Here is a 24,787-nt window from a genome sequence, read left to right on the forward strand (position 1 = left end):
GTTTGTTAGTACCTAGGTACAATAGTTTTTATAGCCAGATCGTTTATTTTGGAGGGTAATGGTAAAACTATTATGACTTAGGTGCTAAAAATGAGTGATGGACAAGTAACTTTTGCGACATTAGGTAAAGCAGTTGGCTTTGTTTTGCAGATTGATGGCGGTGTAAGAGCCCAATCAATTGATGGCCAAGAGCGAGTGCTAAAAGTTGGAGACCCTGTCTTTTACGGTGAAACTGTGGTTTCACAGGGATCAGGCAGTGCTGTCATTGAGTTTATTGATGGCAATCATATTGTTATTGGTAACAAGTCGATAGTTGAGCTTACTGATGAAGTCTTTACAGAAAAGGAAAGTGAAGAGTTAGTTGCTGAAGCGGCTGCAGAAGCCGAAGCTCTAAGAGAGGCCATAATAGCGGGTCTCGACCCCACTCAAATACAAGAGGCTCCAGCAGCGGGTGAAACGTCAGCAGAGCAAGGTATTGCCACTGATGTTGATGTTGTTCGTGATAATACCTTTAGTCTACCTGAATACGGTTATGATACCGATAATGCCTTCCCTGAAGAGGAAGATAATACCCGTCAAATAGAAGCGAATGCAGATCAAACCGCTGATGAAGGTGGTGATTTAGCCGTTGGTGTTGGTGGTGCTAATGTTGGCTTTGTAAATGCAGTTGAAGCTTCTAGTGTTTCTGGAACACTTACAGGTGTAGATGCCGATGTTGTTAGTATTACGGTTACTTATACTGATGGTACTAACCAAATATCAGTTGCAGCAACCCAAGTCGGTGGTGTTTGGAGTACAGGCGCGACTGACATTAGTAGTCTTAATGATGGTACAGTGAATGTTACTGCAGTGGTAACAGATGCTACAGGTAATATCACAACCGTCGGTGATACATTCACTCTTGATACAGTAATTGTCGCAGGCACGGTGACAGTTGATGCCATAACATCTGATGATGTTATTGATGCCTCAGAAGCTTCTAGCACTGTGTCGGTAACAGGTACAGCGACAGGTGGTGATATATCATCTGGTGATACAGTTACTTTGATTATCAATGGAACAACCTATACAGCAAGCGTTGCTGGAGATAATACATGGGCAGTTAATGTTGCTGGTAGTGATCTAGCTGCTGATACAGCATTTGATGCCGTTGTAAGTTCAAGTGATGCAGCGGGTAATACAGTCTCTTCAACAGGGTCTTCCACTCATACACTTGATAGTTCAGCTCTTCAAGTTAACCTAGATATAGACCCAATAACTGATGATTCAATTCTTAATGCGACAGAGGTTGCGGCAGACGTTGTTATTACTGGCAATGTAACAGGTGATGAATTTGATTCTGGCGTTGTTACGCTGACAGTTAATGGGACAAACTATACTGGTAACCTTGTAAATGGTGCCTTTGCGATTAGTGTACCTGGATCTGTTTTATCTGCTGATTCTGATACAACTGTGGACGCTAGTGTTGTTGTTACCAATGATATTGGACAAGAAGGAACAGCAGATTCAACCGAGAAATATTTTGTAGATACTTCTGCGAGAGCGACAATTCGCGTTGATTCAATTACTTCTGATGACATCATTAATGCCTCTGAAAGCCAAAGCACCGTTTCGGTTACGGGTAGAGTTGGTTTTGATGCTCAAGCTGGTGATACTGTTACGCTTGAGGTGAATGGCACAACTTATACCACTACCGTTGCAGCAAACAGAACATGGAGTGTGGATGTTGCAGGTAGTGATCTAGCGCAAGATACTTCTTTCCAGGCAAGTGTTAGTGGGCAAGACTCTGCAGGCAACACTTACACCGGAATAGCAACGTCCACTCATACGGTAGATACCTCAGCGACAGCGGGTACAGTGACCGTGAATGCGATCACTTCTGATGACGTGATCAACGCGACTGAAAGCGGCGAGACCATCGCGGTGACAGGTACGGCGACAGGTGGCGATATCGCAGAAGGCGATGTTGTGACCATGACGATCAACAATAACACCTACACAACCACAGTTGATGAGAATGGCAACTGGACAGTGGATGTTGCAGGTAGCGACTTGGCAGCGGACACGGCGTTCGATGCGGTTGTTGAGTCAAGCGATGCGGCCGGAAACACAGTCGAAAGCACAGGCTCTTCAACTCATACGGTAGATACCTCAGCGACAGCGGGTACAGTGACCGTGAATGCGATCACTTCTGATGACGTGATCAACGCGACTGAAAGCGGCGAGACCATCGCGGTGACAGGTACGGCGACAGGTGGCGATATCGCAGAAGGCGATGTTGTGACCATGACGATCAACAATAACACCTACACAACCACAGTTGATGAGAATGGCAACTGGACAGTGGATGTTGCAGGTAGCGACTTGGCAGCGGACACGGCGTTCGATGCGGTTGTTGAGTCAAGCGATGCGGCCGGAAACACAGTCGAAAGCACAGGCTCTTCAACTCATACGGTAGATACTATCGCAGTTGGCCAAATTGATATTGATGCAATTACAACGGATGGCATTATTAACTCGAGTGAATCTGCTACTGGTGTATTAGTACCTATTACTGGTTATGTGGGCAATGATGCAGAACCTGGAGATATTGTAACCATTACTTTAGATGGTGTTGAGATTGGTAGTGCAGCAGTTTCAAGTGATCAGAATGAATCTGGAAATTACTTGTACACAGTAGAAGTATTGGGTTCAGTTTTAGCGAATACCTCGCTCTCTAACCCGACAATTATAGCAACGATTACAGGGACTGATGATGCCGGTAATGAGTTCTCTGCAACTAGCAGTGAAGTGTATCAAGTAGACCTATTCGCTGATGTTGATGTCTTCGTAGAAGATAATAATGCTTCTGACTCAGATAATGTTGTCAACTTTGATGAACAAGGGAATATGTTGATTGGTGGTTTCTTCGAGCAAGGAGGAACAGTCAATTCTATTACTATCACTGACTCTCAAGGTAATGAAATCACTATTGATAGTGGAGACATTATGGTTGACCAGGACTACTTTGAAGTGACTACAGATGTAGCCGCATTACTTGATGGAACATTATCTGTAGTTGTTAATGTGACTGACCCTGCGGGTAATACAGAAGACTCATTTACTGAAACCATTGTGAAAGATACTGTTGCTGATGCAGGTGTTGTATCTGTTAACGCAATTACTTCCGATGATGTGATTAACGCAACTGAAAGCGGTGAGACCATTGCAGTATCTGGTTCGGCTACTGGCGGTGACATATCAGTTGGCGATTCTGTGACCATGACAATCAATGGTCAAGACTACTCAACCACAGTTGATCAAAATGGCAACTGGACTGTTGATGTGGACGGCAGTGATTTGGTAGCAGACACAGAGTTTGATGTGGTGGTTAGCTCAAGTGATGCAGCAGGCAACACTGTTGATAGCACTGGCACTTCAACTCATACGGTAGATACCTCAGCAACAGCGGGTTCAGTAGGGGTTAACGCTATTACGTCGGATGATGTGATTAACGCAACTGAAAGCGGTGAGACCATTGCTGTGTCTGGTATGGCATCAGGTGGCGATATCGCAACAGGCGATACCGTGACCATGACGATAAATGGCCAAGGCTACTCAACCACAGTTGATCAAAATGGCAACTGGACTGTTGATGTGGACGGCAGTGACTTGTCATTAGACACGTCGTTCGATGTGGTTGTTAGCTCAAGTGATGCTGCAGGAAATACTGTTAGTAGCACAGGCGCTTCCACTCATACGGTAGATACTTCAGCGGATGTTGATAATAACTTTAGTGTTACAGTTGCAGCCACTGATGAAGAAACAGATGAATCAGAAGTTACTCATGTGTCAGTAACTCTATCTGGTGTAGATAATGATGCTGATAGTGTCGTCGTTACCTTTACTGACTCGAATAATATGAGTGTGACAGCGACAGCTACTCTGGTTGGTGGTGTTTGGACAGTGCCTGATACAGACCTTAGTGGTTTAACTGATGGCACTATTAATGTCACCGCTCTCGTAACAGATGATGCAGGCAATACAAGCACAGCAACTGATACGTTGGATCTAGATACCTCTAACAGTGCTCCTATTATCACTTCACTGTCTGATACAAGAGTATCTGAAGAAGGGCTTGCAGGCGCTAATACAGATACAAGTGGGAATTCTGATACAACGAACCTTACTAGTATCACGTCGAACTTTAGTGTGTCTGATGTCGAAAATGATAATTTAACCATTACCTTAAGTGAGCCAACCGATGCTCTGACATCAAACGGTGTAGATATCGTTTGGAGTGGAGATGGCACTAATACCTTAATTGGTACTGCTGCGGGTGTTGAAGTTATTCGTATCGTCTCGACAGACCCTGATGTTAATGGTAATGCTTCGTATACAACAACCTTGAGTGGGGCTGTTGATCACGCAGATAATACACAAGAAGATGAATTAAGTTTTAATCTTGATGTCGTTGTCAGTGATGGTACTAATGAGACAACTGAAACGGTAAGTGTAACGATTGAAGATGACTCACCTGATGCTGTGACTAGTTCGGCTAATCTCACTCTTAGTGGTGCAGATACTATTGTAGTTAAGAACTTTGAGGCTGGCTTCTCTTATACCACTTATGCGCCGGATGAAAATGAAGTGACCGAAACCGATAATGATTCCGATGCATTGATAGACAGTATTGCTTGGGGAATAGGTGATTCTGGTGCTTCATCATTATCAATGACTGATGATAGTGCAATTACTTCAAATACTGGTTCAAATGTAGAAAGTGGTGAGAGTTTTGATTTGCTTAACTTTTCACATATTAATACCGCTGTTTCAAGTGGCACGAGTTCATTAGAGTCTGCTGATTTAGACATGACATTTGACCTTGAAATAAACGGTACTACTACCGCGGTCACAATTGCATTAGCTATTGCACATGATGCAACTTCAAACAGTGGAAGTAATACAGATGATACGGTAACAATTACAACACAAAGTGTGGACGTTGTTGTTGATGGTCAAACATATACTGTGGTGATTGAAGGCTTTACTGACTCAAATGATAATACGGTTACTACTATTAGTACGGCTGAAGGGGCGACTGGTAATTATGCGTTAACCGCACATATCGATGCACCAGCGCAGAATCAATCTGTGTCAGGAACGCTTGATCTAGATGCTGGAGCTGATGGTGGCTCTGTTGTTGCGGTAACAACCACTGATACTAATGGTACGCTTGTTATTAATGGTGATGGCACTTATACCTTTACTGCTTCAAATGCTCTCGTTACTCAGGTTGAGTCAAGTGGGGCTCAAACACTCACTTATTCTTATACTGTGGTTGATAATGACGGAGACACTGTTGTTAATACGCTGAGTATTGATGTTGAAAATGACGTTGTCACTGTTGCTGACTCATACTCTTCAAGTGAAGATACTGTTGTTTCTGTTGATGCTGCTCAAGGTGTGCTTGCTAACGATATTACTGATTCTGTGATTAGCGTTTCAACATTCTCTGTTGATGGTCAAACCGCTAATTCGGGTGATACGGTTACGATTAATAATGTTGGTGATATTGTTATTAATGCAGATGGCTCATACAGCTTTACACCGGTTGAAGACTGGTCTGGTGATGTGCCACAAATTACCTACACAACAAACACAAACGATACTTCAACCTTAGATATAGATGTTAGTGCAGTCGCTGATATACCGACATTAACTGTCACTCTAGGTGATGCTAGTTCTGAAAGTACGACATTAACTAGCTCAAACGTGAGTGATTTAGGCCTCAACACTTCATCTGAAGTTAGTCAAACTCGTACTTTAGACTTTGGTGTAGAGAATGCAGGGCAGACAGTAACATTATCTTTTGATTCGTTAATTTCAGGTGGTTGGGAATCAAGTGGTACTTACGCGGATAGTTATGAAGTATCTGCAAATGGTTCGTTATTAGAAAGCTTTGTTTATAGTCAGAGCGATAGTGCATCGCAATCACAGAGCAATAGTTATTCAGTTGTACTAGATAGTAATGGCCAGGTAGCAGTTGAGTTTAGTGTTGATAGTACGGGCAGTAATGAAGAAGTTGATGTGTCAAATATTCAAGCGACTCTTGATTCTGGTAGTTCTGTTCGAGACCTTACGATTACTGCAGCACAAACCGATAATGATGGTAGTGAAACTTTAACCTACTCAATTGCAGCATTGCCAACTGGCGTTTCTTTATTGGGTAGTGATGGTAATGCCATTAGCGCCAATCAGGATGGTTCTTACTCACTTACTGAGTCACAAATTAGTGGTTTGCAGTTAGATACTGGTGATGTAACCGATAGCTTTGATGTTTCGGTTAGCGTGACAAGTTCTGAAGGTGGAACAAATGAATCTGTTACACAAACCGTTAACGTTGAAGGTTCAACAACGACTATTGCTGGCTTAAGTGGTCAATACTTCGCTTATGATGACTCTACGAATGGTAATTTGTCTGATATTGCTGATGCTATGTCGGTTGTTAATTCTAACTCATCTACTGCAACCTTTACCGCAACGGAAATTAGCTATAACTATGGAAGTGGTGATTTAGGTCGAGGAACTAATTTAGAGAACTTCTTAGGCAACGATGCTGCAAGTTTAAGTACTAACCCTAGTACTGAGACTGGCGACGCTGTTGTATATATGACTGGTGACGTTTCACTAGATGCTGGTACATATAGCATCAAAGTATATGCAGATGATGGTTATCAAATTGTGGTTGATGGTGTTGTCGTGGCGTCAGCAGATTTTAACCAGTCACCAACAACACGAACAGAAACTTTTACTATTGCTTCTGATGGTGAACATAGCATAGAGATTGTTTACTGGGATCAAGGTGGTGCTTATGTGCTAGATGTGCAGCTTTCTGATGATGGCGGGGCAACTTACAATGCATTAGGTGGTAATGAATATCCTACGACTCATACTACTACTTCAGGAGTGAGTGCTGATGGTTCTGTTGCATTTGTTGAGACTGTCGCGAGTTTAGAAGATAGTGTTGCAGCATTTACTCAAGATAGTGCTTCATATGGTCAAAATGGTAGTAATCAATCTGTAACTAATGACTGGAAATCAAACACTGTTTATGGGGATGATGACAACAACATCATTGATAGTGGGTCTAAAGCAGACGCTGTTTATGGTCAGGGTGGTGATGATCATATTTCTGGTCAATCAGGTTCCGACTACATCGATGGTGGAGCTGGTAATGATTACATAGATGGTGGTTCTCAAGATGATGACCTTTATGGTGGAGATGATAACGATCACCTAATTGGTCAAAGTGGTAATGACTTGCTTTCAGGCGGTGATGGCGATGACTGGCTAGAAGGTGGTTCTAATAACGATGACCTTTATGGTGGAGATGGTTCAGATCTACTTGAAGGTGGTACAGGTAATGATGAGCTTTACGGTGGAGACGGTTCTGACCTTCTTTATGGTGGTGAGAACAATGACACCCTATTAGGTGATGCAGGCAATGATATTCTTATCGGTGAAGGTGGTAATGATTCATTATCTGGTGGTGCTGATGACGATATATTAGCCGGTGGTTCAGGTAGCGATACTTTAACGGGTGGAACTGGCTCTGATATGTTTATCCTTGAAGATACGTCAGATACCATTACTGATTTCAATGCCGGAGAAGATTCATTAGACATTACTGAGTTGCTTGAAGGTTTATCTGATGCTCCGGGAGCGGATGCTTCCACCGATGCTATTGCAGAGTTCTTATCTAGTCATGTGAGTGTGACTGATGGCGCTGTGAAAGTAGATGGTTCAGATGTAGCTTCTTTTGGTAATAGCTCAGACTTTGATTCAAATAATAGTGGTGGAGTTGATAGTTCTGACTCTGTGTCAATCATTTATAATGATCAGGAATATACGATTAATATTGATGGTTAATTACTATTACTTGCTATAAATAGTTGAGTTAGTAAGACAAAGACCTGCTTTTAGCAGGTCTTTGTCGTTATGTGGTGATAAAAAGACTAATTCTGGATAGGTTAACGGCGAGACTTTTAGTACACTTTATCTCTTGATTGTTTAAGGGTGTATTATGGTAAGTCGACCATCGCTTGAAACGGCTAAAGCAGCAGAGCCAGATAATTTTGTAGAACCATTGGAGCTAGGTAAGCGAGTTAAAGAAATTCGTTTAAGTAAAGGCTGGACATTGGAAGAAGTTAGTAAGCGTACTGGCATTGCCAGATCGACGTTATCTAAAATAGAAAATGATCAAGTGTCACCAAGTTTTACGATCGTACAAAAGTTGATACAAGGCTTAGGTATGGACTTACCTCAGCTATTTGTTGAAACCACACCAAACTCTATTGCTGGACGTCGTGATATTACCCGAAAAGGTTCGGGAGAACCTCATCCAACAGCGACTTATGAGCATGAGTTATTAAATCCTTCTATTAGTCGTAAGAAAATGGTTCCCTTTAAAACTAAAGTGCGAGCACGTCAGTTTGAAGAGTTTAAAGAGTGGGTTAGGCATGATGGTGAAGAATTTTTGTTGGTGCTAAATGGATCAATAAATTTTTTCTCAGAATTTTATCAACCGATTGAACTAAAAGAAGGCGACAGCGTGTATTATGATGCTGCGATGGGGCATGCGCTTGTGTCCTTGTCGGAAGAAGATGCAGAAATATTGTGGGTAGTAGCACGTTAGATGCTGCTAAATTAAAGATGTAAAAAGAGAAAGTGAATTAGAAGGTTGAAGAGAATATGAGTCAGTGGGATGTCACTAGTTGGAGAGCAAAAGAAGCATTACAACAGCCAATTTATCCAGATCTAGCGCAATTGAAAGCGGTAGAAGATAAATTATCAGCAATGCCTCCTCTAGTGTTTGCAGGTGAAGCGCGTCAATTGAAAAGTGCCCTTGCAAAAGTAGCGCAAGGAAAGTCATTTTTACTCCAAGGTGGTGATTGCGCAGAAAGTTTTGCTGAGTTTCACGCAAATAACATTCGTGATACATTTAAAGTTATGTTGCAAATGTCAGTTGTTCTGACTTATGCAGGTAAATGTCCAATAGTCAAAATTGGTCGTATGGCTGGGCAGTTTGCTAAGCCTAGATCAGCAAATACTGAAACTATTAATGGTATTGAATTGCCAAGTTATCGTGGCGATATCATTAATGGTATTGATTTTACAGAACAAGCTCGTGTGCCTGATCCTGAGCGTTTATTGAGCGTCTACAATCAAAGCTCAGCAACGATGAACCTTTTGCGCGCTTTTGCTCAAGGTGGTTTTGCAGATTTACATGAAGTGCAAAAGTGGAACTCTAACTTTGTTGCAAATAGCCCCGCGGGTGAGCGTTATGGAGCAATTGCTCATAAAATAAATGAATCTCTACAGTTTATGGAAGCATGCGGCTTTGATTCTAGTGTGCCTCAACTAAGAGAAACAGAGTTCTATACGTCTCATGAAGCTTTGCTGTTACCTTATGAGGAAGCTTTGACTCGACAAGATAGCTTGACGGGTGATTGGTATGATTGCTCTGCACATATGCTATGGATTGGTGATCGTACCCGTCAGTTAGATGGTGCGCATGTTGAATTCTTGCGCGGTGTGAAAAATCCTATCGGTGTAAAAGCTGGGCCAACAATGGATCCTGAAGACCTAATTCGCTTGATAGATACATTAAACCCTGAAAATGAGGCGGGTCGTTTAAATATCATAGTGCGTATGGGAGCTGATAAAGTTGCAGAGGGTATGCCAAAACTCATTCAAGCTGTTGAACGTGAAGGTAAACAGGTTGTTTGGAGTAGTGATCCTATGCATGGCAATACTGTAAAAGCATCAAATGGCTATAAAACACGTGCCGTTGATAGTATTTTACGTGAAGTTCAGCAGTTCTTTGAAGTACACAAAGCTGAAGGTAGCTATGCCGGTGGTGTTCACTTTGAAATGACGGGCCAAAATGTGACTGAATGTGTTGGTGGTGCTTTTCAAGTAACAGAAGCTGATCTTGCAGATCGTTATCATACTCATTGTGATCCACGTTTAAATGCTGATCAATCTTTAGAGCTTGCTTTCTTAATTTCGGATACTCTGAAAAAAGCACGCGCCTGATCTTATGGTTTAAGCTTTAATCGCCAGTTGATGAGCATTAAAAAAGCCCAATCTAATTTAGTAGATTGGGCTTTTTATTTGGCTTAGAAAAGCGAATATTTAGCTTTTTCTACGACGAAATGCAGATGTAGCAGACTTAGAAGTCATATCGATTTTAGCCATGATTAAAGCCATTTCTTCTGCTTGATCTTGTTGAGCAGATTTTAGCTTTTCTTCACGCTCTTGCTTAGCGCTTTTTTCTGCTTCACGTAGCATCTTTTGGATGCTGGCTTTGCTAGGTGCTTTGCTCTTTGTGCTAGGGCGACTGATAGTTGAAGGCTTTTTCACATCTTCAAATGTTGCTGAAGAAGGGCTGTCTAGTCGATCTTCACCAATTAACTCACCGAATAGTGAGCTTGGTTTCTTAGCAATAGTAGGTGCTGCCGCTTTTGGTTCAGCTTTTTTTGCTGTTTTACGTGTCGTCTTCTTAGGTACTTCAGCCGTAGATACACCGTTAGCATCAAATTTAGCTTTGCTACCAAAACCTGTGAAAACGGGTTTAGCAGTTGATTGACCAATTTTGTAACCACGTAAGCTTACACCACTGTATATAGCAACATAATCTTGCTCAAGTTCGTAAAGCTCTTCTTTATCATTTGTTTCGTAAAGCTCTTCTACAGAAAAAGAGTCTGCACCATAGGTACGAATATCTTCATACAAAGGGAAGTCTAAGCCTTCGCCAGCCGCATCAACATACTGCTCAAAGCGTTGAAAGGCATCATTGAATGACGTCCCTATATAGTTTTTGTTTGTTTCGTTATTCGTAATTTTAAAAACGACCAAAATCGCTGCCTCTTTCGATTTATCTTTTGAATAGCATAAAATACAACATCACCTGCCAAGCTAATGGCGGTGGCAGGTGTGTGGACTTTAAATTAAGTAGGGGTTATTTTTTTAAAACGAGATTTAACCCATCTCGGATATTCAAGTGAACGTTTTCTACCCGTTCATCTTCAAGTATGCGTTGGTTCATTGCAACGACAGCGTGATCGCTGTTTTCCTCAGGTTGAAGTACTCGTCCTTGCCAAACTGAGTTATCGATTACAATAAGTCCGCCAGACCTAACTAATGGCACCACCGATTCATAGTAGTTAAGGTAATTACGTTTGTCAGCGTCGATAAAGACAAAATCGTAATTAGCTTCAGCTTCAAATGATGCAATGGTATCTAGAGCTGGTCCAAAAATAGGAGTGATCTTGTGTCCATGTGGACTGCGATCAAAAAAGGATTGAGCAAAGTCAATTGCTCTGGGATTGGTCTCACAACAAACAAGCTTTCCATCTTCAGGCATGCCTTCAGCTATTGATAGTGCAGAATAGCCAGTAAACATACCAATCTCTAGCGCTTTCTTTGGTTTCATCAAACTGGTTAGAAGTTTGAGAGTACGGCCTATGGTTTTACCTGATAACTTATTTGGGTAGCCCATGTCTGAATAAGTTTTCTCGATGAGCTCAAGCAATAAGTCAGGTTCTGCTTGAGTTGTCTCAATGCAGTAATTTTCAAGTAAATTAAGTTCCATAGTGCCTTTAAGGAATTTGTTAGAGATTGTTGTGAAACGGAGCGCAATTTTACCTTGGAAAAAAATAAAGTCCATGCTCAAACAAGATAAAAACAGAATGATTTAAGACTAATTTTAAAAGTCTTGAAAAACACAAAATGATTCACATAATTGAGTCGCATCTTTAGCTTGAAAATGTTAGGTTACTTGGCTCAATTTCCATGTGCTCTTTGGTATCGAGCACCACTGACCTCGATAGGGGAATAAAATGCCAGTAATAACTTTACCTGACGGTAGTCAACGCGTTTTCGAAGATTCAGTCACTGTAATGCAAGTAGCTCAAGATATTGGTCCTGGTTTAGCGAAAGCGACCGTAGCAGGGCGAATCAATGGTGAGCTAGTTGATGCATGCGAGCTAATTAATCAAGATGCAAATTTAAGTATAGTGACAGGGAAAGATGAGGATGGTCTTGAGATTATTCGTCACTCTTTTGCTCACCTTGTTGGACACGCAGTCAAACAACTTTTTCCAACTGCTAAAATGGCAATAGGACCAACCATTGAAAATGGTTTTTACTATGACATTGATTACGAGCGTTCTTTGACGCTTGAAGATATGGCAGCAGTTGAAAAACGTATCGGCGAACTGATTAAAACAGATTATGACGTTAATAAACGTATGACACCTGTTGCAGAAGCAAGAGCTTTGTTTGTTGAACGTGAAGAAGATTATAAGGTTGAATTGATTGATGGGCTTGATGAATCTATTTCTGAAGTCGGTCTTTATCATCATGAAGAATACACAGATATGTGTCGTGGACCACACGTACCGAATACCCGCGTATTACGTCACTTTAAATTAATGAAGCTTGCTGGCGCTTATTGGCGCGGCGATTCAAATAATGCAATGCTTCAACGTATATACGGTACTGCTTGGAATGATAAAAAAGAGCTTAAAGGGCATTTGCATCGTTTAGAAGAAGCCGAAAAACGTGATCACCGTAAGCTAGGTAAAAAGTTAGATCTTTTCCATATGCAAGAAGAAGCACCTGGTATGGTGTTCTGGCATCATAAAGGCTGGAGTTTATATCAAGCTATTGAGCAGTATATTCGTGATAAACAACGCGAAAATGGTTATCAAGAAATTAAGACGCCACAAATTGTAGATAGAGTATTGTGGGAGAAGTCTGGTCACTGGGGTAAGTTTAGTAGTGGCATGTTCACTACTCATGCAGAAAACCGTGATTATGCGATTAAACCAATGAACTGTCCTTGTCATGTTCAGGTGTATAATCAAGGGCTGAAAAGTTACCGTGATTTACCACTACGCTTGGCTGAGTTTGGCTCTTGTCATAGGAATGAACCATCAGGATCATTGCATGGCATTATGCGTGTACGTAACTTTGTTCAAGATGATGGTCATATTTTCGTAATGGAAGATCAGATTCAAGAAGAAGTGTCCGCTTTTATTGGGCTTTTGCATGAAATCTATGATGACTTTGGCTTTACTGATATTATATATCGCCTTTCGACTCGACCAGAGCAGAGAGTGGGTTCTGACGAGGTCTGGGATAAATCAGAAAAAGCTTTAGCAGAAGCTCTAAATGCAGCCGATCTTGATTGGGAAGAGTTACCAGGTGAGGGTGCTTTCTACGGGCCAAAAATTGAGTTCTCTCTAAAAGATGCCATTGGTCGTGTTTGGCAGTGTGGTACTATCCAATGTGATTTCTCTATGCCGTCACGATTGAGCGCTCAGTTTGTTTCTGAAGATGGAACACGTCAAACGCCAGTAATGTTGCACCGAGCTATTTTAGGTTCGTTGGAGCGTTTTATCGGTATTTTGATTGAAGAAACCGAAGGGTCTCTGCCTGCATGGTTATCACCAGAACAGGTTGTGGTGATGAATATTACCGACCGACAGTCGGAATATTGCGAAGATTTGGTAAAAAGATTTAATTCTAATGGCTTAAGAGCTAAAACTGACTTGAGAAACGAGAAGATCGGGTTTAAAATTCGCGAGCACACTCTACAACGAGTGCCGTATCTGATCGTAGTAGGGGATAAAGAAGTCGAACAACAACAAGTTGCTGTTCGTACCCGTACTGGTGATGATCTCGGTGTCATGAGTATTACGGATTTTGAGGAAATGCTTCATGCTGAAGTTGCCCGCCGTAGTCGTAAACAATAATTGGAGATAGAGCTATAAAAGGTAATATGAATCGTGGACGTCAAGCGAGTAAGCAGCGTCCAGAAATCAACGAGAATATTCAAGCAACTGAAGTGCGTTTGATCGCTTCTAATGGTGATCAAGTTGGTGTCGTTTCGATTGCAGAAGCGCTAGCAGCAGCGGAAGCAGAGAAGCTTGACCTAGTGCAAATTGCTGACTCTGATCCAGTTGTTTGTAAAGTTATGGACTACGGAAAGCATATTTTTGAGCAAAAGAAAGCGAAAGCTGCTCAAAAGAAAAATGCAAAGCAGATCCAAGTAAAAGAAATTAAATTCCGTCCAGGGACGGAGGAAGGGGATTATCAGGTAAAACTCCGCAACCTGATACGTTTCCTTGAAGGAGGGGATAAGGCTAAGGTATCTCTAAGATATCGTGGCCGTGAAATGGCCCATCAGGAGCTTGGCATGCAACTTATGCACCGTGTCGCTGAAGACTTAGGTGAATATGGTGTAGTTGAACAAGCTGCGAAAATGGAAGGTCGTCAATTGACTATGGTGCTGGCCCCTAAAAAGAAGAAGTAATTAAACGCCTCTTAGTAATAAGGGGCCAATAATTACATTAACATTAACGAATGCGAGAGTGGTGTTATCATGCCAAAAATTAAATCACACAGTGGCGCGTCTAAGCGCTTCCAACGTACAGCGAACGGCTTTAAACATAAGCAGTCTCATACTAGTCATATTTTGACTAAGAAGTCTACTAAACGTAAACGTCACCTGCGTTCTTTGAACCAAGTGGCTGCAAGTGATGCTCCATTGATCACTCGTATGTGTCCTTACATTTAATAGTTTTTTTTAATCAATTTTAATTAGTAAAAGGTTTATATTATGCCTCGCGTAAAACGTGGTGTTCAGGCTCGTCGCCGTCATAAGAAGATTTTAAAGCAAGCAAAAGGTTACTATGGTGCACGTAGTCGTGTGTTTCGCGTAGCGAAACAAGCGGTTATCAAAGCAGGTCAATATGCGTACCGTGACCGTCGTCAGCGTAAGCGTCAATTCCGTGCTCTATGGATTGCTCGTATTAATGCTGCTGCACGTATCAATGGCATGTCTTACAGCCGTTTCATTGCTGGCTTGAAAAAAGCTGCAATTGAAATCGACCGTAAAGTATTGGCTGATCTTGCTGTGTACGAAAAAGAAGTTTTTGCGGCTATCGTTGAAAAAGCGAAAGCTAGCTTGGCTTAATTTTAGACGTAGCACTTTAGAGGTGATCTTTTGTCGGTGTCATATTTAACAAGTTATATTGTTAGAAGGGTGACGCAGAATTTAAGGTTATCTCAATGCAGTCTTTGATAGGGGAAGAGCTATGCTCTTCCCCTATTTTATTTTTGGGAGTTAAAAAATGGAAAACCTTAAGCAGATACTGGCTGATGCTCTTGCCGCAGTCAGCGCATCTGATAGCGAATCTGCACTGGATGAGATTCGTGTACGTTATTTAGGGAAAAAGGGCGCATTAACCGCTTTACTTAAACAGCTTGCGAATGTATCCGCTGAAGACCGTCCAAAATTCGGTCAGCTTGTAAATGAGGCCAAAGGTCAGGTTCAGGTTGAAATTGCTAAGCGTAAAGAAATCTTAGCGACAGAAGCTTTAAATGCAAAATTAGCAACCGAAACGATTGATATTACCTTGTCTGGTAAAGGTCAAGAAGTGGGTGGTCTGCATCCTGTTACACGTACGCAAGAGCGCATTGAGAACTTTTTTCGTGGTATTGGTTTTGATGTCGCAGCTGGTCCTGAGATTGAAGATGATTACCACAACTTTGAAGCATTAAATATTCCAGAGCACCATCCAGCGCGTGCTATGCAGGATACTTTCTACTTTAATGCTAACACTGTATTACGTACGCATACATCGCCAGTGCAAGTTCGTACTATGGAACAAACTCAGCCACCTATTCGCATTGTCTGTCCTGGTCGTGTGTATCGTTGTGACTCTGACCAAACACATACACCTATGTTTCATCAGGTAGAAGGTTTGTTGATAGATGAAAATATTTCTTTCGCCGATTTGAAAGGTGTATTGCAGCAGTTCTTAAATGTCTTCTTTGAAGATGATGTTAAAACGCGTTTCCGACCTAGTTATTTTCCTTTCACTGAGCCATCTATTGAAGTGGATATCTGGCGCATTAATAGTAAAGGTGAAGGGTCTTGGCTAGAGGTGCTTGGGTGTGGAATGGTGCATCCTAAAGTATTGGAAATGTCTGGAATAGATTCTGAGAAATATACTGGCTTTGCATTCGGTATGGGCGTAGAGCGATTTGCTATGCTGAGATACCGTGTTGATGATTTACGTATGTTCTTTGAAAACGATTTGCGCTTCCTTAAACAGTTCAAATAATTAAAGACTCAGGATAAAAGATATGAAATTTAGTGAAAATTGGCTAAGAGAATGGGTCAATCCTGCTATCGGAACGGATGAACTGGTTAGTCAAATTACTATGGCTGGTTTGGAAGTAGATGAAGTTTGTGCAGTAGCAGAAGAATTTACAGGTGTTGTTGTTGGGCAAATTTTGTCTGCCGAGAAACATCCAAACGCTGATAAATTGAAAGTGTGTCAAGTGACTGATGGTACAGAAACCTTTCAAGTTGTCTGTGGTGCACCAAATGCACGTGAAGGGATAAAGATTCCTTTTGCGAAGGTTGGAGCGGTACTTGGGCCAGACTTTAAAATCAAAAAAGCAAAATTACGTCAAGTAGAATCTTTCGGAATGCTATGTGCAGCATCTGAGTTGGGTTTGAGTGATGATTCTGATGGTTTGTTGGAGTTAGCAGAGTCTGCACCAGTAGGAAGTGATTTCCGTGAATACCTAGACTTAAACGATGCTATTGTTGATGTTGATTTGACGCCAAACCGTAGTGACTGTTTGAGTATTCATGGTTTAGCGCGTGAGGTTGGTGTACTAAACCAAGTAGATTTAACGCCGGTTGAAATTGTGCCGGCAGAAGTACAAATTAAAGATACTTTTGCAGTTGATGTGCAGGCACCACAAGCTTGTCCTCGCTATCTTGGGCGCGTTATTAAAGGCGTTAATGTTAAGGCGGAATCTCCTCTTTGGTTAACTGAAAAGTTACGTCGTAGTGGTGTTCGCTCAATAGATCCAATTGTCGATATTACTAACTACGTAATGTTGGAATTGGGGCAGCCGATGCATGCATTTGATTTGAGTCAGCTTTCTGAGTCCATCATTGTTCGTATGGCGGACGAAGGTGAAAAACTTACTTTGTTAGATGGTCAAGAAATTAGCTTAAGAGCTGATACTTTGGTTATTGCAGATAAGTCCAAACCATTAGCAATGGCTGGTATCATGGGGGGTGAAGGCTCTGGTGTCAGTGAAGAGACTAAAGACATCTTTTTGGAGTCTGCATTCTTTGCGCCTATTTCATTGGCTGGTAAAGCGCGCTCTTACGGTCTTCATACGGATAGCTCGCATCGTTTTGAGCGTGGTGTGGATGCTCAGCTTCAAAATAAAGCAATTGAACGTGCGACATCTTTGATTGTTGAGATTGCTGGCGGTCAGGTTGCACCAGTGACTGAGCAAGTAAGCCAAGATGATTTGCCTAGAGCAAATGAAGTAACGCTTCGTCGTGCTAAGTTAGATCAATATTTAGCTGTAACTATCGCAAAAGATCAAGTAACTGATATTTTGACACGACTTGATTTGGATATGGTTGAAGTGACCGATGAGCGTTGGGTAACTCGTGCGCCTAGCCATCGATTTGATATAGCGATTGAAGCTGATTTGATCGAAGAGGTTGCGCGTATTTATGGGTATGAAAATATTCCAGCAAATATGCCGACAGCAGCTGTAAACTTTACTCCAGCTGCAGAAGCGCAAACGAGCATTCAAACAATGCGAGCGACCTTGGTTGCTCAAGGCTACCAAGAAGCGATTACTTATAGCTTCATTGATAAGGAATCTAGCTTAAAGTTTGTACCTGATGTTGAGCCTGTACCGTTAGAGAATCCAATTTCTGCTGAAATGGGGGTTATGCGTCCAAGTTTAATTCCAGGTTTGATGAAAGCTTATTTGCACAATCAAAACCGCCAGCAAAGCCGTGTCCGTATGTTTGAGACAGGTCGTCGCTTTATTGGGAGTGTTGATGCTTTAGAGCAGCTTGATCAACAAGAGCGCTTAGCAGGCTTGATTGCTGGTTCTCGTGAGCCAGAAGCTTGGTACCACAATAGTGATAAGGTTGACTTCTATGATGTGAAGTCACATATAGAGGCATTGTTTGCTTTAAATGATGGTGATATGCCGTCTTACGAGCGAGCTGATGTCGTCTATTTACATCCAGGTAGATCAGCTAAAGTTATCATAGCAGGTGAAGAGGTGGGTGTGTTTGGTGAGTTGCATCCGCAATTTGCTAAGTCGTTAGGTTGTAATCAAACTGTTTACCTTTTTGATCTGAACTTAGATGCCGTGTTAACGGGCAAGTTACCTGTTTACAAGGTGATCTCTAAATTCCCTGAAGTGCGTCGTGATTTTGCCTTGCTTGCGGATAGAGAAACACCTGTCGCAAGTTTGCAAAAAATTATCATGGAAGAGGGTGGAGAGGCTTTCAAAGAGGTCTCTGTTTTTGATGTTTACCAAGGCCAAGGTATTGATGATACGAAAAAAAGTGTCGCATTAGGCTTGACGTGGCAACATCCTTCGCACACTCTTAGTGATGAAGAAATAAACAAATCTGTTGAGCAAATCTTAGTGGCTTTAGAAAGTCAGCTTGGAGTTGTTGTTAGGGGGTAATTCTATGGGTGCGTTGACAAAAGCGGATATTGCAGAAAACTTAGTAGATGAAGTAGGGCTATCTAAGAAAGATTCGAAAGACTTGGTTGAAAGTTTTTTTGATGTTGTTAGAGAAACGCTTATACAGGGTGAGCAAGTGAAACTTTCTGGCTTCGGAAACTTCGAAGTGAGGGAAAAGAGTCAACGCCCTGGGCGAAACCCTAAGACAGGTGAAGAAATACCGATTACAGCTAGGACGGTAGTGACCTTTCGACCAGGACAGAAATTAAAGTCCAAAGTTGAGAATTACATGCAAGAATAGTCTTTTATATCAATAACAAAGCCAGCATATGCTGGTTTTGTTGTTTTTATAATCAATATTAATATTAATTTCAAAAAAATGAAAAAAAGCCTTCCCTTTTTAATTCCTTATAGTAATATACGCCCCGCTCACAACGACAGGGCATCTCACTGAGGTTCTGTGTTGTAAGTGGTTAACGGGGCGTAGCGCAGCCTGGTAGCGCACTAGCATGGGGTGTTAGTGGTCGCAGGTTCAAATCCTGCCGTCCCGACCAGAAAAATGAAAAGCCGGTATAGCTCAGTTGGTAGAGCACCTGACTTGTAATCAGGGGGTCCCGAGTTCGACTCTTGGTGCCGGCACCATATTTTTGGTAGGTAATAAGTGAAAGCTTATTAGTTTAGTTACTTTAGCAATGCCGGTATAGCTCAGTTGGTAGAGCACCTGACTTGTAATCAGGGGGTCCCGAGTTCGACTCTTGGTGCCGGCACCATTTAAAGTGGTTGTGAAAAGTAATATTGGTAATGCCGGTATAGCTCAGTTGGTAGAGCACCTGACTTGTAATCAGGGGGTCCCGAGTTCGACTCTTGGTGCCGGCACCATAAATAAACGAATTTAATAATTGTTATGCCGGTATAGCTCAGTTGGTAGAGCACCTGACTTGTAATCAGGGGGTCCCGAGTTCGACTCTTGGTGCCGGCACCATAATTATTACCATCATCTTTGATGACGGGTGTGTAGCTCAGTTGGGAGAGCGTCGCCCTTACAAGGCGAATGTCGGGAGTTCGAACCTCTCCACACCCACCACTTACATGAAGTGGTTAAAGAACATGAAAAATGGAGCAGTAGTTCAGTTGGTTAGAATACCTGCCTGTCACGCAGGGGGTCGCGAGTTCGAGTCTCGTCTGTTCCGCCACTTTCCTCTACCTAGTAGAAGATAGATGAATACCCTTTAAATCGTAAGATTTAAAAAGCACGGGTGTGTAGCTCAGTTGGGAGAGCGTCGCCCTTACAAGGCGAATGTCGGGAGTTCGAACCTCTCCACACCCACCACTTACATGAAGTGGTTAAAGAACATGAAAAATGGAGCAGTAGTTCAGTTGGTTAGAATACCTGCCTGTCACGCAGGGGGTCGCGAGTTCGAGTCTCGTCTGTTCCGCCACTTTCCTCTACCTAGTAGAAGATAGATGAATACCCTTTAAATCGTAAGATTTAAAAAGCACGGGTGTGTAGCTCAGTTGGGAGAGCGTCGCCCTTACAAGGCGAATGTCGGGAGTTCGAACCTCTCCACACCCACCACTTACATGAAGTGGTTAAAGAACATGAAAAATGGAGCAGTAGTTCAGTTGGTTAGAATACCTGCCTGTCACGCAGGGGGTCGCGAGTTCGAGTCTCGTCTGTTCCGCCACTTTCCTCTACCTAGTAGAAGATAGATGAATACCCTTTAAATCGTAAGATTTAAAAAGCACGGGTGTGTAGCTCAGTTGGGAGAGCGTCGCCCTTACAAGGCGAATGTCGGGAGTTCGAACCTCTCCACACCCACCACTTCCTTTTGGAAATACAGTGGTTAAACAGTAAAAATGATAACGGAGCAGTAGTTCAGTTGGTTAGAATACCTGCCTGTCACGCAGGGGGTCGCGAGTTCGAGTCTCGTCTGTTCCGCCATTATCATTCCTTCCTAAGGTTCTTCTAATTTAATCTCATCAAATACCATTTATAGATATTATTTTTCTTCGAAAAAATATTTTTTATTTTTTCATGCTATTTACGTTTCTAGAGAAGAGCTGCCGTTTTAATGGTAAAAATCTAGCAGCTAAAGAGTGCGGATTAATAATTGAAAGTTTAGCTTTTACAGCTTCGTTAGATTAATTTGTTTTCAATAGCATATTTTGTGAGGCCTGCTGCTGAGTGAATGCCTAATTTATTTTTTAGATTTTGTCTGTGTGTCTCTACCGTTCTTACACTTATGTTTAAATTTTTCGCGATTGTTTTATTGGCAGCACCTATCGCTAACTCTTTCAACACAGCAAGTTCACGCTTTGTTAGTTCTTCTTTTGTATCTTCTTGGCCATGAAAAAGAGCTTGAGATGCACCAGAGCTAAAATAACTGCCGCCTCTCATGACAGTTTCAATAGCAAGAACAAGCTCAGCTGCAGGTACATCTTTTAATACATAGCCGCTTGCGCCTGCTTGAATGAGCGATAAAATGTATTCTTTGTCCTGATGCATGCTTAACATAAGGATCTTTATATCAGGCTGCTCTGACTGAAACCGTTTTGCTGCTTCTATTCCATTAAGTACAGGCATAGAAACATCCATTAATACAACATCAGGTTTTAGCTTTTTAGACTGCTCTAGGGCTTCTAACCCATTATTAGCAGTTCCAAGTACCTTAATGTTGTTTTCTAGCTCTAATCTTGCTCTAAGGCCGTCTAAAACGAGTATGTGGTCATCAACGAGAAGTACATTTATCGAAGACATGCTGTGTATCCCTCAGAATTTAGTTTTTTGTTTTTATTTTAAGATATTACTTTCAAGAGTTGCTGTAATTTTAGTGCCGCGTTTAGGTTGAGATCTGCAATTATAGTCCCCCCCAATCAGTTCAATGCGCTCTTTCATATTGATAAGGCCAATGCCTTGTCGTCTTGTTTTAATCGCTTGTTTGTTTTGGTTAAAACCAATGCCGTTATCGATACATTCAAACTCTATTCTTTGATTAAAGAGAGAAAGGTGAAAGGATACTTTGTTAGCTTGCGCATGTTTTTCGATATTAGAGAGGCATTCTTGAGCGAGGCGATAAAGTGTTATTTCGGCTTCGTCAGATACACTGTTTTCATCAAACTGAATAAATTTCTTAACTTTAATGTTGGTTCTTTCTTCAAACTGATCAAGAAGTGAGTTGAGAGCGGTTTTTAAACCTAGATCATCTAGTGCTGTTGGACGTAGGTTATGGCTTATTTGTCTTATTTCTTGGATGCTTTGAGTGATTACTTCTTCAGCTGTATCTAAATGAGCCTCAACTTTATTTGTATCGTGAGCCTTGATTAGAGTATTTTTCGCTAACTCAATACGAAATTTACAAGAAACTAATAATTGATTGATGCCGTCGTGTAAATCTCGTGAGAATTTTCGTCTTTCACTCACTTGTAGTCTGACAAAGCGTTTTACTAAGGCTTTAAGGCGATCATCTGCTAATTTGTGCTCGTGCAAATTGATGGCCAAGCTTAGTAGAATAACTAAAATAATGGTTGCCGCAATGATGGCTAGGACAGTGAAAAAACTTTCTCTAATATTTTCATTAATTGTGGCATCCGCTTTAGCTAGTTCAGCATAAATGTCATCTAAATAGAGGCCAGTGCCAAACATCCAATTCCAGCGCTCAATTTGAGATACATAGCTTAGTTTCTCCTCTTGACGCATGCTGCTTGGCTTTTCCCAGATATAACGATGAAATCCACCGCCATCTTTGGCTGCAGCTTTGAGTAAATGCTGGATTAATAAATTACCGGATGAATCTTCAAAACTCCAAAGGTTTTGGCCAACAAAATTTGGTTGAATAGGGTGGACCAGGTTAGTTCCATCTTGGGTGTAGGCAAAAAAGTACCCTTCATCACCATAGGTTAATTTATCAAGAATTTGTTTAACTTGTTCTTTAGCGCTTTCTTCATCCAAATTTGGATTTTCTAACGTGCTTTGAATGGCCGAGAAAGCGAGGTCAACCTGGTCTTTTAAGGCTTCTTTTTTTACCTTAATGAGGTTGTTTTCATAAATTCTGAGTTCTTCGCGTGCAAGTTCTTTGGCTGATGTGAGGCCAAGGTAGGTAATAATTGCGGTTGCACACAATAGGGGGACCACAGTCAAAAATAAAATCTTAACTTTTAAGTTCACGAACTTTGCCTTATTTATTATTTTTATTTTGGATCCCTCCAACTTGAAAAGGCCGCCCATTAAATGGGCAGCCTTGTTTTGATCTTAAATCATTTAGCTATCCCATGCCATAAAAGTCAGGGAATAGAATGATGCTAATGAGTACTAATACCTGAATTGCTATGAAGGGTAGTACGCCCTTATATATATCCATGGTTGTAATTGATTTGGGTGCAACACCTTTTAGATAGAAGAGACTAAAACCAAAGGGTGGTGTTAAGAAAGAAGTTTGTAAGTTCATTGCGATTAATACCGCAAACCAAATCATATTGATGCCTAGTGTTTCAGCAACAGGTGCTAAAATTGGCACTATGATAAAGGCGATTTCTACGAAGTCGATGAAGAAGCCAAGAATCAAAATCGCGACCATAGAAAGGATAATGAAGCCCCACTTTTCACCAGGTAAAGATAGTAATGCTTCTTCAACAATATAGTCACCACCAGTGTAGCTAAATGCCATAGAAAAGGCTGTGGCGCCCATTAATATAGCGAATACCATAGCTGTCACTTTTACTGTTTCTAAGCTTGAGTCAAACAGCATTTTAAGATTGAACTTCCTATATAGGATAGCTAGGATCAATGCGCCAACTCCGCCTAAAGCAGAGGACTCAGTTGGTGTTGCAATACCCGTGAAAATTGAGCCTAATACAACAAGTACAAGTGTCAGAGGCGGTACAATTGCTTTTAAAGCAGCAACAATCTGTTGGCTACGCGTACCATCTTCTTCGTTATAAGGAATTGCAGGTGCTGATTCAGGGTTTAAAAAGGTAGTAACTAAAATATAAACAATGTAGCAACCAATTAAGATCATGCCTGGTGCAATTGCAGCCTGGAATAAGTCACCCACAGGAATACCCAGGACATCACCTAAAATGATTAAAATAATCGAAGGAGGGATGATTTGACCTAGTGTGCCTGACGCACAGATAGTGCCGCATGCTAAAGACTTGTTATATTTATATTTAAGCATTACTGGTAGGGAAATTAATCCCATTGCAACAACACTGGCTCCTACTACGCCTGTTGATGCAGCAAGTAAAGCGCCTACTAAGATGGTTGAAATTGCTAAACCGCCACGTACACCACCAAATAATTTACCCATTGCTTCTAATAGCTGCTCAGCAAGCTGGGTTTTTTGTAGCACTATCCCCATGAAGACAAAAAGAGGTACTGCCATCATAACAGTGTTTTCCATATAGCTTTGTATACGGAAAGGCATGAAGGCGAACATATCAAAACCTTCAGCAAAAACACCAAAAATTAAAGCTATGCCGCCAAAAGTAAAGGCAACCGGAAATCCAAAGAGTAGCATTACCAATGCTACGAAAAACATTATTATACCTATCATACTTCTTACCTAATCTTTTGCTTATTATCTATATTTATCTGTAATGCAGTAATGCAGTAATGCAGAAATGAGCTTTGTTGTTAGTGCTGGATTGGATCGTGGTCAAACCCTGTTTTACTCAAGCCTCGAATTGCATTAATGCACCTTAGCAACATGCCAATACCGCTGATGGCAATAGAAAAGAAAGCGAAAGGAATAACAGCTTTGATTATCCAGCGATAAGGTAGGCCGCCTGGATCTCCACTTGTTTCACCTAATTTAAAGGCTTCTGTTGCAAAACCAACACCGTAATAAGCGACGAGTGTGGCGAAAGGGATAAGTAAAAAAAGGCAGCCGAAAAGATCTATCCAAGCTTTACCTTTAATTGATAAGCGCTCGTAAAATAAGTCGACTCTTACATGGCCGCCCGTTGCGAGGCCATAGGGGATACCTAAAAGAAAAATAGCAGCGTACAAGTGCCATTCTAACTCTTGCATGCCAATCGATACGTCATTAAAAACGTAGCGCATTAACACATCGTAAAATACGTTTAGTAGCAATAAGATGAATAGCAGGGCAGAGAGCTTGCCAAGTAATATGCTATAACGAGATATCACTCGTTCAAGATTAAGTAAAAACATAGATGCACCTGGATTTAGGTTAATGCT

Annotated in this window: 16 protein-coding genes and 13 tRNA genes; 23 read left to right on the forward strand and 6 right to left on the reverse strand. The window is 41.5% G+C overall.

Features of this window, described 5'->3' with window-relative positions; all coding sequences use genetic code 11:
• The first annotated feature begins 90 nt into the window (after positions 1-90).
• The 3 genes from OA91_RS20910 (at position 91) to OA91_RS20920 (ending at position 10,080) form a co-directional block, all read left to right on the forward strand.
• Positions 91-7,911: an Ig-like domain-containing protein gene (locus OA91_RS20910; protein ID WP_063339715.1), complete on the forward strand. Its 7,821-nt coding sequence runs from the start codon at positions 91-93 to the stop codon at positions 7,909-7,911.
• A 154-nt stretch (positions 7,912-8,065) separates the two neighbouring features.
• Positions 8,066-8,677 (forward strand): helix-turn-helix domain-containing protein, encoded by a 612-nt coding sequence (locus OA91_RS20915; protein WP_046019829.1) that lies wholly within the window; start codon positions 8,066-8,068, stop codon positions 8,675-8,677.
• A 56-nt stretch (positions 8,678-8,733) separates the two neighbouring features.
• The gene (locus OA91_RS20920) at positions 8,734-10,080 is read left to right on the forward strand and encodes a class II 3-deoxy-7-phosphoheptulonate synthase (protein WP_063339716.1); all 1,347 of its coding nucleotides are present in this window, start codon (positions 8,734-8,736) and stop codon (positions 10,078-10,080) included.
• Positions 10,081-10,179: 99 nt separating this feature from the next.
• Here OA91_RS20920 and OA91_RS20925 read toward each other — a convergent pair whose 3' ends face one another.
• Both OA91_RS20925 and OA91_RS20930 read right to left on the reverse strand, forming a co-directional pair.
• Positions 10,180-10,902, reverse strand: a complete 723-nt coding sequence (locus tag OA91_RS20925) for a GIY-YIG nuclease family protein (protein ID WP_063339717.1) — start codon at positions 10,900-10,902, stop codon at positions 10,180-10,182.
• A 103-nt stretch (positions 10,903-11,005) separates the two neighbouring features.
• Positions 11,006-11,638, reverse strand: a complete 633-nt coding sequence (locus OA91_RS20930; RefSeq protein WP_063339759.1) for an O-methyltransferase — start codon at positions 11,636-11,638, stop codon at positions 11,006-11,008.
• A 247-nt stretch (positions 11,639-11,885) separates the two neighbouring features.
• Here OA91_RS20930 and thrS point away from each other — a divergent pair, with 247 nt between their 5' ends.
• The 20 genes from thrS to OA91_RS21030 all read left to right on the forward strand — a co-directional run bounded on the left by thrS (position 11,886) and on the right by OA91_RS21030 (position 20,530).
• On the forward strand, positions 11,886-13,805 hold the full coding sequence (gene thrS, locus OA91_RS20935) for a threonine--tRNA ligase (RefSeq protein ID WP_063339718.1): 1,920 nt from the start codon (positions 11,886-11,888) through the stop codon (positions 13,803-13,805).
• Positions 13,806-13,831: 26 nt separating this feature from the next.
• The gene (gene infC / locus OA91_RS20940; RefSeq protein WP_009836160.1) at positions 13,832-14,365 is read left to right on the forward strand and encodes a translation initiation factor IF-3; all 534 of its coding nucleotides are present in this window, start codon (positions 13,832-13,834) and stop codon (positions 14,363-14,365) included.
• 69 nt (positions 14,366-14,434) lie between these two features.
• A complete protein-coding gene (rpmI, locus tag OA91_RS20945; RefSeq protein ID WP_009836159.1) occupies positions 14,435-14,629 on the forward strand; it encodes a 50S ribosomal protein L35 in 195 nt (64 codons plus the stop codon).
• Between the two features lie 42 nt (positions 14,630-14,671).
• Positions 14,672-15,028 (forward strand): 50S ribosomal protein L20, encoded by a 357-nt coding sequence (rplT, locus tag OA91_RS20950; RefSeq protein ID WP_009836158.1) that lies wholly within the window; start codon positions 14,672-14,674, stop codon positions 15,026-15,028.
• A 157-nt stretch (positions 15,029-15,185) separates the two neighbouring features.
• The gene (gene pheS, locus OA91_RS20955; protein ID WP_046019825.1) at positions 15,186-16,181 is read left to right on the forward strand and encodes a phenylalanine--tRNA ligase subunit alpha; all 996 of its coding nucleotides are present in this window, start codon (positions 15,186-15,188) and stop codon (positions 16,179-16,181) included.
• A gap of 22 nt (positions 16,182-16,203) precedes the next feature.
• On the forward strand, positions 16,204-18,588 hold the full coding sequence (pheT, locus tag OA91_RS20960) for a phenylalanine--tRNA ligase subunit beta (protein WP_063339719.1): 2,385 nt from the start codon (positions 16,204-16,206) through the stop codon (positions 18,586-18,588).
• Between the two features lie 4 nt (positions 18,589-18,592).
• On the forward strand, positions 18,593-18,889 hold the full coding sequence (locus tag OA91_RS20965; RefSeq protein ID WP_046019823.1) for an integration host factor subunit alpha: 297 nt from the start codon (positions 18,593-18,595) through the stop codon (positions 18,887-18,889).
• A gap of 176 nt (positions 18,890-19,065) precedes the next feature.
• Positions 19,066-19,142, forward strand: a tRNA-Pro gene (locus OA91_RS20970).
• Between the two features lie 12 nt (positions 19,143-19,154).
• Positions 19,155-19,230: transfer RNA gene (locus OA91_RS20975), tRNA-Thr, on the forward strand.
• Between the two features lie 52 nt (positions 19,231-19,282).
• Positions 19,283-19,358, forward strand: a tRNA-Thr gene (locus OA91_RS20980).
• A gap of 33 nt (positions 19,359-19,391) precedes the next feature.
• Positions 19,392-19,467, forward strand: a tRNA-Thr gene (locus OA91_RS20985).
• A 27-nt stretch (positions 19,468-19,494) separates the two neighbouring features.
• Positions 19,495-19,570: transfer RNA gene (locus tag OA91_RS20990), tRNA-Thr, on the forward strand.
• A gap of 26 nt (positions 19,571-19,596) precedes the next feature.
• Positions 19,597-19,672 (forward strand) — tRNA-Val (locus OA91_RS20995).
• A gap of 32 nt (positions 19,673-19,704) precedes the next feature.
• Positions 19,705-19,781 (forward strand) — tRNA-Asp (locus tag OA91_RS21000).
• A 61-nt stretch (positions 19,782-19,842) separates the two neighbouring features.
• Positions 19,843-19,918, forward strand: a tRNA-Val gene (locus tag OA91_RS21005).
• A gap of 32 nt (positions 19,919-19,950) precedes the next feature.
• Positions 19,951-20,027, forward strand: a tRNA-Asp gene (locus OA91_RS21010).
• A gap of 61 nt (positions 20,028-20,088) precedes the next feature.
• Positions 20,089-20,164, forward strand: a tRNA-Val gene (locus OA91_RS21015).
• A gap of 32 nt (positions 20,165-20,196) precedes the next feature.
• A tRNA-Asp gene (locus OA91_RS21020) sits at positions 20,197-20,273 on the forward strand.
• A gap of 61 nt (positions 20,274-20,334) precedes the next feature.
• Positions 20,335-20,410, forward strand: a tRNA-Val gene (locus OA91_RS21025).
• A 43-nt stretch (positions 20,411-20,453) separates the two neighbouring features.
• Positions 20,454-20,530 (forward strand) — tRNA-Asp (locus tag OA91_RS21030).
• Positions 20,531-20,725: 195 nt separating this feature from the next.
• On the opposite strand, the gene OA91_RS21035 is transcribed toward OA91_RS21030, so the two are convergent.
• From OA91_RS21035 to OA91_RS21050, 4 genes are all read right to left on the reverse strand, one after another.
• Positions 20,726-21,346, reverse strand: coding sequence for a response regulator transcription factor (locus tag OA91_RS21035; protein WP_046019190.1), 621 nt, complete (start codon positions 21,344-21,346; stop codon positions 20,726-20,728).
• 33 nt (positions 21,347-21,379) lie between these two features.
• Positions 21,380-22,753: a cache domain-containing protein gene (locus OA91_RS21040; RefSeq protein WP_063339720.1), complete on the reverse strand. Its 1,374-nt coding sequence runs from the start codon at positions 22,751-22,753 to the stop codon at positions 21,380-21,382.
• Between the two features lie 97 nt (positions 22,754-22,850).
• Positions 22,851-24,140: a TRAP transporter large permease gene (locus OA91_RS21045; protein WP_063339721.1), complete on the reverse strand. Its 1,290-nt coding sequence runs from the start codon at positions 24,138-24,140 to the stop codon at positions 22,851-22,853.
• Between the two features lie 80 nt (positions 24,141-24,220).
• Positions 24,221-24,760: a TRAP transporter small permease subunit gene (locus OA91_RS21050; protein WP_063339722.1), complete on the reverse strand. Its 540-nt coding sequence runs from the start codon at positions 24,758-24,760 to the stop codon at positions 24,221-24,223.
• Between the last annotated feature and the right edge of the window lie 27 nt (positions 24,761-24,787).

This window comes from Marinomonas sp. SBI8L, from assembly GCF_001624705.1.
Classification (GTDB): domain Bacteria; phylum Pseudomonadota; class Gammaproteobacteria; order Pseudomonadales; family Marinomonadaceae; genus Marinomonas.

Bases quoted from the DNA above. Each gene is read 5' to 3' on its own strand.
- OA91_RS20910 (WP_063339715.1), top strand. From the start codon at position 91: ATGAGTGATGGACAAGTAACTTTTGCGACATTAGGTAAAGCAGTTGGC.
- OA91_RS20915 (WP_046019829.1), top strand. From the start codon at position 8,066: ATGGTAAGTCGACCATCGCTTGAAACGGCTAAAGCAGCAGAGCCAGAT.
- OA91_RS20920 (WP_063339716.1), top strand. From the start codon at position 8,734: ATGAGTCAGTGGGATGTCACTAGTTGGAGAGCAAAAGAAGCATTACAA.
- OA91_RS20930 (WP_063339759.1), bottom strand. From the start codon at position 11,638: ATGGAACTTAATTTACTTGAAAATTACTGCATTGAGACAACTCAAGCA.
- thrS (WP_063339718.1), top strand. From the start codon at position 11,886: ATGCCAGTAATAACTTTACCTGACGGTAGTCAACGCGTTTTCGAAGAT.
- infC (WP_009836160.1), top strand. From the start codon at position 13,832: ATGAATCGTGGACGTCAAGCGAGTAAGCAGCGTCCAGAAATCAACGAG.
- rpmI (WP_009836159.1), top strand. From the start codon at position 14,435: ATGCCAAAAATTAAATCACACAGTGGCGCGTCTAAGCGCTTCCAACGT.
- rplT (WP_009836158.1), top strand. From the start codon at position 14,672: ATGCCTCGCGTAAAACGTGGTGTTCAGGCTCGTCGCCGTCATAAGAAG.
- pheS (WP_046019825.1), top strand. From the start codon at position 15,186: ATGGAAAACCTTAAGCAGATACTGGCTGATGCTCTTGCCGCAGTCAGC.
- pheT (WP_063339719.1), top strand. From the start codon at position 16,204: ATGAAATTTAGTGAAAATTGGCTAAGAGAATGGGTCAATCCTGCTATC.
- OA91_RS20965 (WP_046019823.1), top strand. From the start codon at position 18,593: ATGGGTGCGTTGACAAAAGCGGATATTGCAGAAAACTTAGTAGATGAA.
- OA91_RS21035 (WP_046019190.1), bottom strand. From the start codon at position 21,346: ATGTCTTCGATAAATGTACTTCTCGTTGATGACCACATACTCGTTTTA.
- OA91_RS21045 (WP_063339721.1), bottom strand. From the start codon at position 24,140: ATGATAGGTATAATAATGTTTTTCGTAGCATTGGTAATGCTACTCTTT.
- OA91_RS21050 (WP_063339722.1), bottom strand. From the start codon at position 24,760: ATGTTTTTACTTAATCTTGAACGAGTGATATCTCGTTATAGCATATTA.